Here is a 14591-nt window from a genome sequence, read left to right on the forward strand (position 1 = left end):
TCGTCCCCGCCCCTCGCCCCTGGGCCCGTTGGCCTGATTCTGTTAGATTGGTCTAAACCACATGGCCCTTTTGGGGTCCAGTCGAGCCCTCTCACAGACCGTCTCTCAGATCGGCAGGCCCAGCGTGGAAGTTGTCATCGTTCCGGACGCCAAGGCGGGTGGCGAGCTCATCGCCGAGGCCATGGCGCAGCTCCTGCGGCGCAAGCCCGACGCCCTGCTCGGGGTGGCCACCGGCTCGACGCCGCTGCCCATCTACCAGGCGCTGACAGCCAGGGTGCGGTCCGGTGCCGTGGATGCCTCGCGGGCACGGATCGCCCAGCTCGACGAATATGTGGGGCTGCCGGCGGAGCATCCGGAGTCGTACCGCTCGGTGCTGCGCCGTGAGGTGCTGGAGCCGCTCGGGATCGGGATGGACGCGTTCATGGGGCCGGACGGGACCGCGGAGGACATCCCGGGGGCCTGCGAGGCGTACGACGCGGCGCTGGCGGCGGCCGGGGGCGTGGATCTGCAGTTGCTCGGGATCGGGACCGACGGGCACATCGGGTTCAACGAGCCGTGTTCCTCGCTCGCCTCCCGGACCCGGATCAAGACGCTGACCGAGCAGACGCGGGTGGACAACGCGCGGTTCTTCGACGGGGACATCGCGCAGGTCCCGCATCACGTGATCACCCAGGGCATCGGGACGATCCTGGAGGCCCGGCACCTGGTGCTGCTGGCCACCGGTGAGGGCAAGGCGGACGCGGTGGCGGCGACGGTGGAGGGACCGGTGGCGGCGGTGTGCCCGGCGTCGGCGTTGCAACTGCATCCGCATGCCACGGTCGTGGTGGACGAGGGAGCGGCCTCCAAGCTGAAGCTGGCGGACTACTTCCGGCACACGTACGTCAACAAGCCGGACTGGCAGGGGATTTAAGCCGCCGGGTCAGGAATGCGTCGCAGGCGCCGGTCCCCTTGCGGGAACCGGCGCCTGTTCTGTCGTACGACTTCCTACTCCCCCGCGATGACCTCCGCCGCGGCCCGGCCGCAGACCCGGGCCGCGCCGTGCGTGGCGATGTGCAGGGCGCCTCGGGGCGGTGCCTGCGGGACGCCCATCTCGACCACGATCGTGTCCGGGCGGGTGCGCAGGACCGAGTCGAGGGCCGAGGTCATCCAGGGGTGGCGGTGTTCGTCGCGGACGACGGCGACGATGCGGCGGCGTCCCGCGGCGGCCAGGGCGGCCATGCCGGCGCCGTCCCCGGCGAAGCTGCCGGTGTCGGTGCCGGGGAGGAGGCGGGTCAGTTCCGCGGCCACGCCCCACGGGGTCTCGTCGCCGACCGCGAAGTTCGCGACCGGGGTGAAGGCGGCGACGAACGGGGCCTCGGTGGGCGGGGTGAAGCCGGCGGCGCCGGTGAGCGTCAGGGCGCGGCGGGCCGCGCGCAGGCCGACGTCCGGGTCGCCGGTGGCCGAGGCGTCCGCCGCGGATGCCGCCGCCGTCCAGCGGGCGAGGGAGCGGACGCGTTCGGCGGCGTCCGCGAGGCGTTCCTCGGGGAGGTCGCCGGAGCGGACGGCCGCGACCAGGGCATCGCGCAGGCGCCGTACGGTCTCGTCGTCGGCGAGGCCGCCGCCGACGCAGATCGCGTCCGCTCCGGCCGCGATGGCGAGGACGCTGCCGCGTTCGATGCCGTAGGTGGCGGAGATGGCCTGCATCTCCATGCCGTCGGTGACGATCAGGCCGTCGTAGCCGAGGTCGCCGCGGAGCAGGTCCGTCAGGACCTTGCGGGACAACGTCGCCGGGTGGTCGGGGTCCAGGGCCGGGACCAGGATGTGAGCGCTCATCATCGCGCGGCTGCCGGCGGCGATCGCGGCGCGGAACGGGGCCAGTTCGCGCTCCGGGAGGACCGAGGCGTCCGCGTCGATGCGGGGCAGCGCATGGTGGGAGTCGGTCGCGGTGTCGCCGTGGCCGGGGAAGTGCTTGGTGCAGGCGGCCACGCCCGCCGACTGGAGGCCGGTGACATAGGCGGCCGTGTGGCGGGCGACCAGGTCGGCGGAGGCGCCGAAGGAGCGGACGCCGATCACCGGGTTCTCCGGGTTGGAGTTCACGTCGGCCGACGGAGCCCAGTTGAGGTTCACCCCGCAGGCGGCGAGGCGGCGGCCCAGTTCGAAGGCGACCTCGCGGGTGAGCTCCACGTCGTCCACCGCGCCCAGGGCGTGGTTGCCGGGGAAGCTGGAGCCGGTCCGCACCTCCAGGCGGGTGACGTCGCCGCCCTCCTCGTCGATGGCGACCAGGACGTCGTCGCGTTCGGCGCGCAACTGGGCGGTGAGCGCGGAGAGTTGGTCGGGCGAGGCGATGTTGCGGCCGAACAGGCCCACCGAGGCCAGGCCCTCGCCGAGGCGGCGCAGCAGCCAGTCGGGGGCGGTGGTGCCGGTGAAACCGGGCTGGAGGACCGTGAGCGCGTCGCGCGTGAGGGTGTCGGTGCCCTTGGCGAAAGTCGTCATCGGGTGGCGTTATCCCTTCACCGCGCCGGCCGTCAGACCATTGACGGCCCTGCGCTGCAGGAAGACGAAGAGGATCAGGATCGGGACGGCGAAGAGGGACGAGGCGGCCATCGTCGCGCCCCAGTCGTTGCCGAAGGCCGTCTGGAAGCTGGACAGCCACAGCGGCAGGGTCTGGGCCTCGGCCTCCTTGTTGAGGATCAGGACCAGCGGGAACTCGTTCCACGCGGTGATGAAGCCGAAGAGCGAGGTGGACATCAGGCCCGGGGCGAGGAGGGGGAGGATCACCTTGCGGAAGGCCTGGCTGCGGGTGCAGCCGTCGACCATCGCCGCCTCCTCCAGTTCCTTGGGCACGGCGGCGACGAAGCCGCGCAGCGTCAGGATCGTGAAGGGCAGGATCATCATCATGTAGAAGACGGTCAGCGGGACCAGGCTGTTCAGCATGGAGGCGTCCCGCACGATCATGTACATCGCGATGATCATGACTTCCCAGGGCGCCATCTGGGCCAGCATGAACCCGATGATGAAGCCCCGGCGCCCCTTGAACCGCATCCGGGCGAGGGCGAAGGAGCCGAGCAGGGCGACCGTCAGGGACAGGGCGACCGCGCAGACCGTGACGATCAGCGAGTTGGAGACGTACGTCCAGAAGTGGTCGACGCCCGTGGCGGTCTTGAAGTGCTCCAGCGTGATGTGGGTCGGGAACCACACCGGGTCCTCGGAGATGATGTCGCCGGTCGGCTTGAAGGCCGTGGCGAACATCCAGTACACGGGGAAGACGAAGCCGATGAACAGGATGACGGCCGTCGCGTTGGGCCAGATGCGGCTGAACAGCGAGCGCTTCACAGCTCGTCCTCCTCTTGCTTGAGCACGATCCGCAGGTAGTACGCGGTGATGACCAGCAGGATCAGGATGGTCAGGACGGCGATCGCGGCGCCCATGCCGTAGTGCTGGTTGCCGACGCCCTCGATGTAGGCGTAGACGGGCAGGATCTCGGTGAGGCGGTCGGGGCCGCCGCCGTTGATGGTGAAGACCTGCACGAACGCCTTGAAGATCCAGATGACCTCCAGGAACGTCGTGGCGTAGAGGAAGGGCCGCAGGAACGGGAGCGTCACCGTGGTGAAGCTCTTCCAGGAGCCGGCGCCGTCCAGGGCCGCGGCCTCGTACAGCTCGCCGGGGATCGTGGTCGTGGCGGCGTACAGGTTGATGGCGACGAACGGGATCGACTGCCAGACGATCAGCACGGTCACCACGAAGAACGTCGACAGCTGGCTGCTGGTCCAGCTGTAGTCGGCCATGGAGTGCCAACCGAGCTTGTCCAGGACCCAGTTGACGACGCCGAAGCGCTGGGCGAAGAGCCACTGGTAGACGGTGGTCGCGGCGACCACGGGCATCGCCCAGGCCAGCACGAGCCCGATCATCAGGGTGACCCGCATCCGCTTGCCGAGGCGGGCGAGCAGCAGGCCGACCAGGGCGCCGAGGAGCATGGTCAGGACGACGTTGACCGCCGTGAACAGCACGGAGCGGCCGGTGACGCGCCAGAAGTCCTCGCCGGTGAGGGCCTGCTTGTAGTTGTCGATGCCGTTCCACTCGGTGACATGCTGGATCAGCTGTCCCATGTTGAGGTTCTGGAACGACAGCAGGAGGTCCTTCAGCAGCGGCCAGCCGAGCAGCAGCACGGTGGCCGCGCAGGCGGGCAGCAGCAGGAGGTACGGGGCGAGCGCGCCCGCGCGGGACGCCGGTCGCTGCTCACCGGGCCCTCGCTGGTCCACTTTCGTCACGTCCACCGGACCGGAGGGCGGCCGTTCGGTCTGCACGGTCATGCTCGCGTTCTCTCTACTCGACCTACCGGAACGCGGGGCGGGGACCGTTGGCCGGCCCCCGCCCCGTTGCCCTTACTGCTGCTGGGCGAGGCGCTTGTTGAACTCGCTCTCGACCTGCTTGGCGGCCTCGGCCGGCGTCTTGCCGTTGAGGACGGCGGTCATGTAGGTCTTGACCGGGTTGGGCGCGTTCTCGACCGCGGCCCACTCCGGGATCAGCGGCGTGGTGCCACCACCGGCGGCGGCCGGAGCGGCGGCCTCGGCGACGGCGTTGCCCGTCAGGTTGGTCTGGAGCGACTCCTTGTTCGGGATGACGCCGTTGAGCTTGGCCAGCTCGCCCTCGTACTTGTCGGACAGCGCGATCTTCAGGAACTCCTTGGCGAGCGCCTGCTTCTTGCTGCCCGCGGCGACCGCGAGGTTGGAGCCGCCGAGGAAGACACCCTCGGGCTTGTCGGCCGTGGCACCCGGGATGGTGAAGTAGCCGATGTCCGACTCGATCTTCTTGTTGGCGGCGACGGCCGTACCGGCCTCCCAGCCCATACCGATGAAGGCACCGACGTTGCCCTTGGCGAAGACCTCGGCCTGCTGCGGGGTGGCCTCGTCCTTGTCCTTGGGGGCCTTGGACAGGGCCTGGAACTTCTTGTAGGTCTCCATGGCGGCGGCGACCTTCGGGTCGTCGAGGTTGGAGACGTACTTGTCGCCGTCCTTCTTCACCAGCTCGGCGCCCTCACCGATGGTGAGACCGACGAAGTGGTACCAGTTCTGGCCGGGCAGGTAGATCGGCTCGGCCTTGGTCTTCTCGCCGATCTGCTTGAGGTCGTTGTAGAACTCGTCCCGCGTCTTCGGGGTGTCCTTGATGCCGGCGTCGGCCCAGACCTTCTTGTTGTAGATGACCACACGGTTGGCGAAGTACCAGGGCGCCGCGTACTGCTTGCCGTCGTAGATCGAGGACTTGTTCAGCGACTCGGTCCAGTCGGCGCCGACCGACGACTTGAGGTCGGCGAGGTCGGCGAGGCCGCCGGTCTTGGCGTAGGCCGGGGTCTGGGTGTTGCCGATCTCGAAGACGTCCGGCGGGTTCTCCTCCGACAGGGCGGTGGTCAGCTTCTGCTGGATGCCGTTCCACTGCTGGATCTCGAACTTGACCTTGGCCTTGGTCTTCTTCTCGAAGGCGGCCTGCACGTCCTTCTGCCACTGGTCCGGCGAGGAGCCGTCCATGACCCAGACGGTGAGGGTCTGGCCGGCGTAGCCGTCCGCCCCCGCCTTGTCACCACTGTCGCCGCCGTCGTCGCCCCCACACGCCGCGACGGAGACCAACATGGCCGCGACACCGATCGCGGTAATCAGCTTGCGCTTCACGCCATCCTCCTCAGGATGCCCACACCCCCCGCCCACGAAGCTGGGGCCCTGGACCAATGGTGTAGACCAGTACCGGGAGCTTGGACCAGACCACGGGGCCTGTCAAGGGCGTCCGAACAGCCTCTGACCAGCCGTTATCCGACCTACATATGCAGGAACCTTTAAGTAAGAAGCCAGCGAAAACAGCGCCGCCGGAGTACTGTCTTCCACTAGACCACTTGAGGCTATGGACTAGACCAACAGAGTCGGCGACGGTATACAGAGGGGATCACGATGTGATCCGCATCCGGAGCCGGGAAGGCAGAGGCATGAGCACCGAGGTCAGCAGCGCGGAGAACGAGGGTGGGGCGACCGTCCGTACCGCGCGCGTGCCCAAGTACTACCGCCTGAAGAAGCACCTGCTCGACATGACCGAGACCCAGGCGCCCGGCACGCCCGTCCCGCCCGAGCGCACGCTCGCGGCCGAGTTCGACACCTCGCGCACCACCGTGCGCCAGGCCCTCCAGGAACTCGTCGTCGAGGGCCGCCTCGAACGCATCCAGGGCAAGGGCACGTTCGTCGCCAAGCCGAAGGTCTCCCAGGCGCTGCAACTCACCTCCTACACCGAGGACATGCGCGCCCAGGGCCTCGAACCCACCTCGCAGCTCCTCGACATCGGCTACATCACCGCCGACGACCGCCTCGCCGAGCTCCTCGACATCACCGCCGGCGGCCGGGTACTGCGCATCGAGCGGCTGCGCATGGCGAACGGCGAGCCGATGGCCATCGAGACGACCCACCTGAGCGCGAAGCGCTTCCCCGCGCTGCGGCGCAGCCTGGTCAAGTACACCTCTCTCTATACGGCGTTGGCCGAGGTCTACGACGTCCATCTCGCCGAGGCCGAGGAGACCATCGAGACCTCGCTGGCCACCCCGCGCGAGGCCGGCCTGCTCGGCACCGACGTGGGCCTGCCGATGCTGATGCTGTCCCGCCACTCCATCGACAAGGACGGGGAGCCGGTGGAGTGGGTGCGCTCGGTGTACCGGGGCGACCGGTACAAGTTCGTGGCGCGGCTGAAGCGCCCCCTCGACTAGTGGTGTAGCGCACCCGCGCTTCCTGCTCTACGGTCCTCCCGTCTCCGTATGGACGGGAGGACCGCTCTGTCGACCGGACGAGGGCCGCCCCCGCCGCCGTACGTCGAGTCGCAACTCGTCGCCCCGGCCGGGCTGTTCCCGTCGCGGGACGAGAAGGAGGAGGACCCGCGTCAGGGCTTCCGCCGCTGCTGAGGCTCGCGGTTGACACCGATGTCGGACCTTCACCGAATCGACATACCGATATGCGGACGAGGTCTTCCACTCCTGTCACACCGTGACCTAGATTGCCTGCGCGTTACACGGTGATCAGTGAGGGGATGGAGCCGCCGCATGTCATCAGATTCGCCCGAGGCCAGACCACCGGTGGTGACACCCGTCCGCGTGGTCATCGCCCTGTGCCTCTTCGCGCCCTTCGTAGCGATGTTGTGGGTGGGGTCGTACGCGAAGGTCGACCCGACCTTCATCGGCATCCCGTTCTTCTACTGGTACCAGATGCTGTGGGTGCTCATCTCCACCGCGCTGACGATGACCGCGTACCAGCTCTGGCAGCGTGACCAGCGCGCCCGTCGTGGAGGTACCAAGTGAACGACGGCGTGAACGGCGTCGCGCTCGGCGTCTTCATCTTCTTCTTCCTGGCCGTCACGGTCATGGGCTTCCTCGCCGCGCGCTGGCGCAAGGCCGAGAACGAGCACTCGCTGGACGAATGGGGCCTGGGCGGCCGGTCGTTCGGCACCTGGGTCACCTGGTTCCTGCTCGGCGGCGACCTCTACACCGCGTACACCTTCGTGGCCGTCCCGGCGGCGATCTACGCGGCGGGCGCGGCCGGCTTCTTCGCGGTGCCGTACACGATCCTCGTGTACCCCCTGATCTTCACCTTCCTCCCCCGCCTGTGGTCGGTCTCGCACAAGCACGGCTATGTGACGACCTCCGACTTCGTCCGCGGACGCTGGGGTTCGAAGGGCCTGTCGCTCGCGGTCGCCGTCACCGGCATCCTCGCGACGATGCCGTACATCGCCCTCCAACTCGTGGGTATCCAGGCCGTCCTGGACGTCATGGGCGTCGGCGGTGGCGAGGACACCAACTGGTTCGTGAAGGACCTGCCGCTGCTGATCGCGTTCGGCGTGCTCGCGGCGTACACGTACTCCTCCGGTCTGCGTGCCCCCGCCCTGATCGCGTTCGTCAAGGACACGCTGATCTACATCGTCATCGCGGTGGCGATCATCTACATCCCGATCAAGCTGGGCGGGTTCGACGAGATCTTCGCCAAGGCGGGCGAGGCGTACAGCCAGACCAACCCGGCGACGGGCGCGCCGCGCGGTGCGCTGGTGCCGGGCGAGCCGGGCCAATGGACGTACGCCACGCTGGCGTTGGGCTCCGCGCTCGCGCTCTTCATGTACCCGCACTCGATCACCGCGACGCTCTCCTCCAGGAGCCGTGAGGTGATCCGCCGCAATACCACGATCCTGCCGCTGTACTCGCTGATGCTGGGTCTGCTGGCGCTGCTGGGCTTCATGGCGATCGCGGCCGGGGTCAAGGTCACCAACGGCCAGTTGGCGATCCCGCAGCTGTTCGAGGACATGTTCCCGGCGTGGTTCGCGGGTGTGGCCTTCGCGGCGATCGGTATCGGCGCGCTCGTGCCCGCCGCCATCATGTCCATCGCGGCGGCGAATCTCTTCACCCGCAACATCTACAAGGACTTCATCAAGCCGGACGCGACTCCGGAGCAGGAGACCAAGATCTCCAAGCTGGTGTCCCTGCTGGTGAAGGTCGGCGCGCTGGTCTTCGTCCTGACGATGGACAAGACGGTCGCCATCAACTTCCAGCTCCTGGGCGGCATCTGGATCCTCCAGACGTTCCCGGCCCTGGTCGGCGGTCTGTTCACCCGCTGGTTCCACCGCTGGGCCCTGCTCGCCGGCTGGGCGGTCGGCATGATCTACGGCACGGTCGCCGCGTACGGCGTCGCCTCCCCGACCCAGAAGCACTTCGGCGGCTCGTCGAAGGAGATCCCGGGCATCGGCGAGATCGGCTACATCGGCCTGACGGCGTTCGTGCTCAATGTCGTCGTCACGGTGGTCCTGACCTTCGTCCTGAAGGCCGTGAAGGCCCCGGAGGGCGTCGACGAGACGAGCCCCGAGGACTACACGGCGGACGCGGGCGACCCCGGCGTCCAGGTCGAGCTGCCGCCGGCGACGGCGGGCACCTCGCACTGAGGATTTCCGTGCTCAGCGGGCCGTCGGAACATCCGGCGGCCCGTTGTCGTACCGGTCGGGCACACTCGCTCCCATGGACATCGAGATCCGGGCTGCGGAACCCAGCGAATACGACACGATCGGTGAGATCACGGCCCAGGCCTATCTCCTGGACGACCTCCTCGCCTTCGGCGAGAGCGACTGGTACCTGGGCGAGTTGAGAGACGTCGCCAAGCGGGCCGCCTCCGCCGAGGTACTCGTGGCCACCCTGGGCGGCGAGCCCGTCGGCACCGTCACCTACGTCGCCGCCGGCGGCGCCCTGGCCGAGCACGCCCGGCCCGACGAGGCCGTGATCCGCATGCTCGCCGTCAGCCGCGCGGCGCGCGGCAGAGGGGCCGGCGAGGCCCTCGTCCGCGCCTGCGTCGACCGGGCGAGGGCGGCGGAGGGCTGCACGGGCATCGTGCTGTCGACCCAGGAGATCATGTACGCCGCCCACCGCATCTACGAACGCCTCGGTTTCGTCCGCGCGCCCGAGCGCGACTGGCAGCCGATCCCGGGTGTGGAGTTCACGCTTCTCACCTATGAGTTGACGCTCTGAAGTCGCCGCGACACAACATCTAGGGGTGCCACCCGAACCCGGCACAAGATGTATGCTCATGCTCGCTGTCGCCACAGGGGAATCCGGTGCGAATCCGGAACTGTCCCGCAACGGTGTACTTGTGCATGTCTTGTGCGTGTACGGGAGTCAGTCCGAGGACCTGCCGACAGCGTGCCCAGGCCGCCGTGGCCCGGGTGCCATGACGTCCGGGCCTCGTGGAGTGGGCCGGTGGACGCGACGCCGTGTGCGCTCGTGCTGCCCCCTGCTCTCCGCCAGGCCCCGTGCCGAGCGAGGGAGAGCCCCCCAGTGACCATCGCGCCAGCCGATCCGGCTTCAGCGGTCCAGGCGGAGAACGACGGTCCCGGTACCGCCCTGTTGCGGACCCTGACCGAGCTGACCGCCGACCTGCCCGACGCCGACCCCGGACGGGTCGCCGCCGCCGCGCTGCGCGGCCGCTCCGGCCGGGCGGACTCCGATGGCGGCGCGGAGCTGCGCGAGCTGGCGACGGAGGCCGCTGCCGGTCTCATCTCCGAGGACCCCGCCTACTCCCGGCTGGCCGCCCGGCTGCTGACCATCAGCATCGCCGCCGAGGCCGCCTCCCAGGGCGTCACGTCCTTCACCGAGTCCGTCGGGGTCGGCCACCGCGAGGGCCTGGTCGCCGACCGTACGGCGGAGTTCGTACGGGTCCACGCGGCGCGGCTCGACGCGCTGATCGACCCGGCCGGCGACGACCGCTTCGGCTACTTCGGGCTCCGCACCCTGCACAGCCGCTACCTCCTGCGGCACCCGATCACCCGCCAGGTCATCGAGACTCCCCAGCACTTCATGCTGCGCGTCGCCGCCGGCCTCGCCGAGGACGACACGACCCGCGCCCTGGACGAAGTCGCCGCGCTCTACGGGCTCATGAGCCGCCTCGACTACCTGCCGTCCTCCCCCACGCTCTTCAACTCCGGCACCCGGCACCCCCAGATGTCGTCCTGCTACCTCCTCGACTCCCCTCTGGACGAGCTGGACTCCATCTACGACCGCTACCACCAGGTGGCACGGCTGTCCAAGCACGCCGGTGGCATCGGGCTGTCGTACAGCAGGATTCGTTCCCGCGGCTCCCTCATCCGGGGCACCAACGGGCACTCCAACGGCATCGTGCCGTTCCTGAAGACGCTGGACGCTAGCGTCGCCGCGGTGAACCAGGGCGGTCGGCGCAAGGGCGCGGCCGCGGTGTACCTGGAGACCTGGCACTCCGACATCGAGGAGTTCCTGGAGCTGCGCGACAACACCGGTGAGGACGCTCGGCGTACGCACAACCTGAACCTCGCGCACTGGATCCCGGACGAGTTCATGCGCCGCGTGAACGCCGACGCCGAGTGGTCGCTGTTCTCCCCGGCCGACGTGCCCGAGCTGGTCGACCTGTGGGGCGAGGAGTTCGACGCCGCGTACCGCAAGGCGGAGGCGGCCGGTCTCGCGAAGAAGACCATCCCGGCCCGTGACCTCTACGGCCGCATGATGCGCACCCTCGCGCAGACCGGCAACGGCTGGATGACCTTCAAGGACGCCGCCAACCGCACCGCCAACCAGACGGCGCTGCCCGGCAGCGTGGTCCACTCCTCCAACCTCTGCACGGAGATCCTGGAGGTCACGGACGACGGGGAGACGGCGGTCTGCAACCTGGGGTCGGTGAACCTGGGTGCGTTCGTCGACCAGAGGACCGGCGACCTCGACTGGGAGCGGCTGGACGAGACCGTCCGTACCGCCGTCACCTTCCTCGACCGCGTGGTGGACATCAACTTCTACCCGACCGAGCAGGCGGGCCGTTCCAACGCCAAGTGGCGTCCCGTCGGCCTCGGCGCGATGGGCCTCCAGGACGTCTTCTTCAAGCTGCGGCTGCCCTTCGACTCGCCGGAGGCCAAGGCTCTCTCCACGCGCATCGCCGAGCGCATCATGCTCGCCGCGTACGAGGCCTCCACCGACCTGGCCGAGCGCAACGGGCCGCTCCCGGCGTGGGAGAAGACCCGTACCGCCCAGGGTGTGCTGCACCCCGACCACTACGGCGTCGAGCTGACCTGGCCGGAGCGCTGGGCGGCGCTGCGCGAGCGGATGGCGACCACGGGCCTGCGCAACTCCCTGCTCCTCGCCATCGCGCCCACGGCCACGATCGCCTCGATCGCGGGCGTGTACGAGTGCATCGAGCCGCAGGTCTCGAACCTCTTCAAGCGCGAGACGCTGTCCGGCGAGTTCCTCCAGGTCAACTCCTACCTGGTGGCCGAGCTGAAGAAGCTCGGCGTCTGGGACGCGCAGACCCGGGAGGCGCTGCGTGAGTCCAACGGCTCGGTGCAGGGCTTCACCTGGGTCCCGCAGGACGTCCGCGACCTGTACCGCACGGCGTGGGAGATCCCGCAGCGCGGCCTCATCGACATGGCCGCCGCGCGCACCCCGTTCCTGGACCAGTCCCAGTCGCTGAACCTGTTCCTGGAGACGCCGACCATCGGCAAGCTCTCCTCGATGTACGCGTACGCCTGGAAGCAGGGCCTGAAGACGACGTACTACCTGCGCTCGCGCCCGGCGACGAGGATCGCCCGCGCCGCACAGGCAACTGTCCCCGTACAGCAGGCCGCTGACCCCGAAGCGATCGCCTGCTCCCTTGAGAACCCCGAGTCCTGCGAGGCCTGCCAGTAATGAGCTCCGCCCACCCGTCGCCCGACCACCACCCCTCAACGGCGGCACTGCGTGCCGGCACCTCCACATTCAAGAACCTGCTCGACCCGGGCTTCGAGCTGACTCTGCGTCCCATGCGCTACCCGGACTTCTACGAGCGTTACCGGGACGCCATCAAGAACACCTGGACCGTCGAGGAGGTCGACCTCCACTCGGACGTCGCCGACCTGGCGAAGCTGACGCCGGAGGAGCAGCACCTGATCGGCCGCCTGGTGGCGTTCTTCGCGACGGGCGACTCGATCGTGGCGAACAACCTGGTGCTCACGCTCTACAAGCACATCAACTCCCCTGAGGCGCGCCTGTACCTGTCGCGCCAGCTGTTCGAGGAGGCAGTGCACGTCCAGTTCTACCTGACGCTCCTCGACACCTACCTCCCCGACCCGGAGGACCGGACGGCGGCGTTCGCGGCGGTGGAGAACATCCCGTCGATCCGCGAGAAGGCGGAGTTCTGCTTCAAGTGGATCAACGAGGTCGAGAAGCTGGAGCGCCTGGAGTCGAAGGCCGACCGCCGCCGCTTCCTGCTCAACCTCATCTGCTTCGCCGCGTGCATCGAGGGCCTGTTCTTCTACGGTGCCTTCGCGTACGTCTACTGGTTCCGCAGCCGGGGTCTGCTGCACGGTCTCGCCACCGGCACCAACTGGGTGTTCCGCGACGAGACCATGCACATGAGCTTCGCGTTCGAGGTGGTCGACACCGTCCGCAAGGAGGAGCCGGACCTCTTCGACGAGCAGCTCCAGCAGCAGGTCACGGACATGATGCGGGAGGCGGTCGAGGCGGAGCTCCAGTTCGGCCGCGACCTGTGCGGTGACGGTCTGCCGGGCATGAACACGGCCTCGATGCGCCAGTACCTGGAGTGCGTCGCCGACCAGCGCCTCACCCGCCTGGGCTTCGCCCCGGTGTACGGCTCGGAGAACCCCTTCTCCTTCATGGAGCTCCAGGGCGTCCAGGAACTGACGAACTTCTTCGAACGCCGCCCGTCCGCGTACCAGGTCGCCGTGGAGGGCACGGTCGACCTGGACGAGGACTTCTAGCCCGACGGGATGGATCCCTTCTCGCCGCCGAACGTCATGCGGCGAGGAGGGATCCGTCGCGTGCCAGGGGGTTCAGGAGCGGTGGGTCACCGTGGCGGTGACGTAGCGGCGCCGCGGCTGGGCCTGGGGGGCGGCGCTCTTCGGGCGGCCCTGCTCGGCCTCCCTGATCTCGCGGTCGATGCGCCGGTCGCGGGCGATGCCGATCACCGACGGCAGGACCAGCACGAACAGGATGGCCAGCACGGTCAGCATTCCGATCAGTCCTTCTGTCTGTGCGGTAGTCATGACACCACTCTCGCGCTGAACACTCCTGACAAACAGTGGCAGGACTGCCGCACACCCTCGATTTACTGCCATACGCGAGGCACACTGGCAGCATGCTGAAGAACGTGGTCGCCGTGTTGCTCGACGGAGTGCATCCCTTCGAACTCGGTGTCGTGTGTGAGGTGTTCGGTATCGATCGCAGCGACGAGGGGCTGCCGACGTACGACTTCGCCGTGGCCTCGGCCGAGGGGCCGACGCTCGGCACCCATGTCGGCGGGCTCAGCATCTCCACGCCGTACGGGCTGGAGCGGCTGGAGGAGGCCGACCTGATCGCCGTACCGGCGGGGGCGGACTATGTCGTGCGGGAGTATCCGCCCGAGCTGCTCGACGCCCTGCGCAGGGCCGTGGACCGCGGCGCCCGGGTCCTCAGCGTCTGTTCCGGCGTCTTCGTGCTGGGCGCCGCCGGGCTGCTCGACGGGCGGCGGTGCAGCGTCCACTGGCGGCAGGCGGACGAGCTGGCCGTCAGGAATCCGCGGGCGATCATCGAACCGGACGTGCTCTACGTCGACGAGGACCCCGTGATCACCTCCGCCGGCACCGCCGCCGGTATCGACGCCTGTCTGCACATCGTCCGCAAGGAACAGGGCCCCGAGGTCGCCAACAAGATCGCCCGGCGGATGGTCGTACCGCCACACCGGGACGGCGGACAGGCGCAGTACATCGAGCGGCCGCTGCCGAAGGACCGCTGCGACACCGTCGGCGAGGTCCTCGTCTGGATGGAGCGGCATCTCGACGAGGAGGTCACCGTCGAGCAGCTCGCCGAGCGCGCGCTCATGTCCCCGCGCACCTTCGCCCGCCGCTTCCAGCAGGAGACCGGGACCACGCCGTACCGCTGGATCCTGCGGCAACGCGTCCTGCTCGCCCAGCGGTTGCTGGAAGGGACGGACGAAACGGTGGACGCGGTCGCGGGCCGAACCGGGTTCGGCACCGCGGCCGCACTGCGCCATCAGTTCGTACGGGCGCTGGGGACCACCCCGAACGCCTATCGAAGGACGTTCAGGGGGCCGGAAGCCGCCTGATCC

Annotated in this window: 14 protein-coding genes and 1 riboswitch; of the genes, 9 read left to right on the plus strand and 5 right to left on the minus strand. The window is 68.9% G+C overall.

What is annotated here, in order from left to right:
• Nucleotides 1-124 precede the first annotated feature (124 nt).
• Complete coding sequence (gene nagB / locus OG885_RS15695) at nt 125-910, plus strand: glucosamine-6-phosphate deaminase (protein ID WP_405731372.1); 786 nt, start codon at nt 125-127, stop codon at nt 908-910.
• A 74-nt stretch (nt 911-984) separates the two neighbouring features.
• Here nagB and OG885_RS15700 read toward each other — a convergent pair whose 3' ends face one another.
• From OG885_RS15700 to OG885_RS15715, 4 genes are all read right to left on the minus strand, one after another.
• Nucleotides 985-2472 carry a glycoside hydrolase family 3 protein gene (locus OG885_RS15700; protein ID WP_405731374.1) on the minus strand — a complete coding sequence of 496 codons (1488 nt, stop codon included), beginning with the start codon at nt 2470-2472 and terminating at the stop codon, nt 985-987.
• Nucleotides 2473-2481: 9 nt separating this feature from the next.
• Nucleotides 2482-3312, minus strand: coding sequence for a carbohydrate ABC transporter permease (locus OG885_RS15705; RefSeq protein WP_329334883.1), 831 nt, complete (start codon nt 3310-3312; stop codon nt 2482-2484).
• A complete protein-coding gene (locus OG885_RS15710; protein ID WP_405731376.1) occupies nt 3309-4289 on the minus strand; it encodes a carbohydrate ABC transporter permease in 981 nt (326 codons plus the stop codon). Before OG885_RS15710 ends, OG885_RS15705 begins: the two co-directional genes overlap by 4 nt.
• A gap of 72 nt (nt 4290-4361) precedes the next feature.
• Nucleotides 4362-5642 carry an extracellular solute-binding protein gene (locus OG885_RS15715; RefSeq protein ID WP_405731378.1) on the minus strand — a complete coding sequence of 427 codons (1281 nt, stop codon included), beginning with the start codon at nt 5640-5642 and terminating at the stop codon, nt 4362-4364.
• 308 nt (nt 5643-5950) lie between these two features.
• On the opposite strand from OG885_RS15715, the gene OG885_RS15720 reads away from it, so the two are divergent.
• From OG885_RS15720 to OG885_RS15750, 7 genes are all read left to right on the plus strand, one after another.
• A complete protein-coding gene (locus tag OG885_RS15720) occupies nt 5951-6715 on the plus strand; it encodes a GntR family transcriptional regulator (RefSeq protein ID WP_329334889.1) in 765 nt (254 codons plus the stop codon).
• A 48-nt stretch (nt 6716-6763) separates the two neighbouring features.
• Nucleotides 6764-6907, plus strand: a complete 144-nt coding sequence (locus OG885_RS15725; protein ID WP_405731381.1) for a hypothetical protein — start codon at nt 6764-6766, stop codon at nt 6905-6907.
• A 138-nt stretch (nt 6908-7045) separates the two neighbouring features.
• Nucleotides 7046-7300 carry a DUF3311 domain-containing protein gene (locus OG885_RS15730; protein ID WP_405731383.1) on the plus strand — a complete coding sequence of 85 codons (255 nt, stop codon included), beginning with the start codon at nt 7046-7048 and terminating at the stop codon, nt 7298-7300.
• The gene (gene mctP / locus OG885_RS15735) at nt 7297-8925 is read left to right on the plus strand and encodes a monocarboxylate uptake permease MctP (RefSeq protein WP_405731385.1); all 1629 of its coding nucleotides are present in this window, start codon (nt 7297-7299) and stop codon (nt 8923-8925) included. The genes OG885_RS15730 and mctP overlap by 4 nt, the downstream gene beginning before the upstream one ends.
• A gap of 73 nt (nt 8926-8998) precedes the next feature.
• Nucleotides 8999-9502: a GNAT family N-acetyltransferase gene (locus tag OG885_RS15740; RefSeq protein ID WP_405731387.1), complete on the plus strand. Its 504-nt coding sequence runs from the start codon at nt 8999-9001 to the stop codon at nt 9500-9502.
• Nucleotides 9503-9524: 22 nt separating this feature from the next.
• A riboswitch (cobalamin riboswitch) is annotated at nt 9525-9685 on the plus strand.
• 123 nt (nt 9686-9808) lie between these two features.
• On the plus strand, nt 9809-12175 hold the full coding sequence (locus OG885_RS15745; protein WP_405731389.1) for a ribonucleoside-diphosphate reductase subunit alpha: 2367 nt from the start codon (nt 9809-9811) through the stop codon (nt 12173-12175).
• Nucleotides 12175-13245 carry a ribonucleotide-diphosphate reductase subunit beta gene (locus tag OG885_RS15750; protein ID WP_405731391.1) on the plus strand — a complete coding sequence of 357 codons (1071 nt, stop codon included), beginning with the start codon at nt 12175-12177 and terminating at the stop codon, nt 13243-13245. Before OG885_RS15745 ends, OG885_RS15750 begins: the two co-directional genes overlap by 1 nt.
• Before the next feature lie 72 nt (nt 13246-13317).
• On the opposite strand, the gene OG885_RS15755 is transcribed toward OG885_RS15750, so the two are convergent.
• Complete coding sequence (locus OG885_RS15755) at nt 13318-13530, minus strand: hypothetical protein (protein WP_405731393.1); 213 nt, start codon at nt 13528-13530, stop codon at nt 13318-13320.
• Nucleotides 13531-13622: 92 nt separating this feature from the next.
• Between OG885_RS15755 and OG885_RS15760 the strand changes: the two genes are divergently transcribed.
• Nucleotides 13623-14588, plus strand: a complete 966-nt coding sequence (locus OG885_RS15760) for a helix-turn-helix domain-containing protein (RefSeq protein WP_405731394.1) — start codon at nt 13623-13625, stop codon at nt 14586-14588.
• Nucleotides 14589-14591: the final 3 nt, after the last annotated feature.

It is taken from the genome of Streptomyces sp. NBC_00028 (genome assembly GCF_045041065.1).
In the GTDB taxonomy this organism is placed as follows: Bacteria; Actinomycetota; Actinomycetes; order Streptomycetales; family Streptomycetaceae; genus Streptomyces.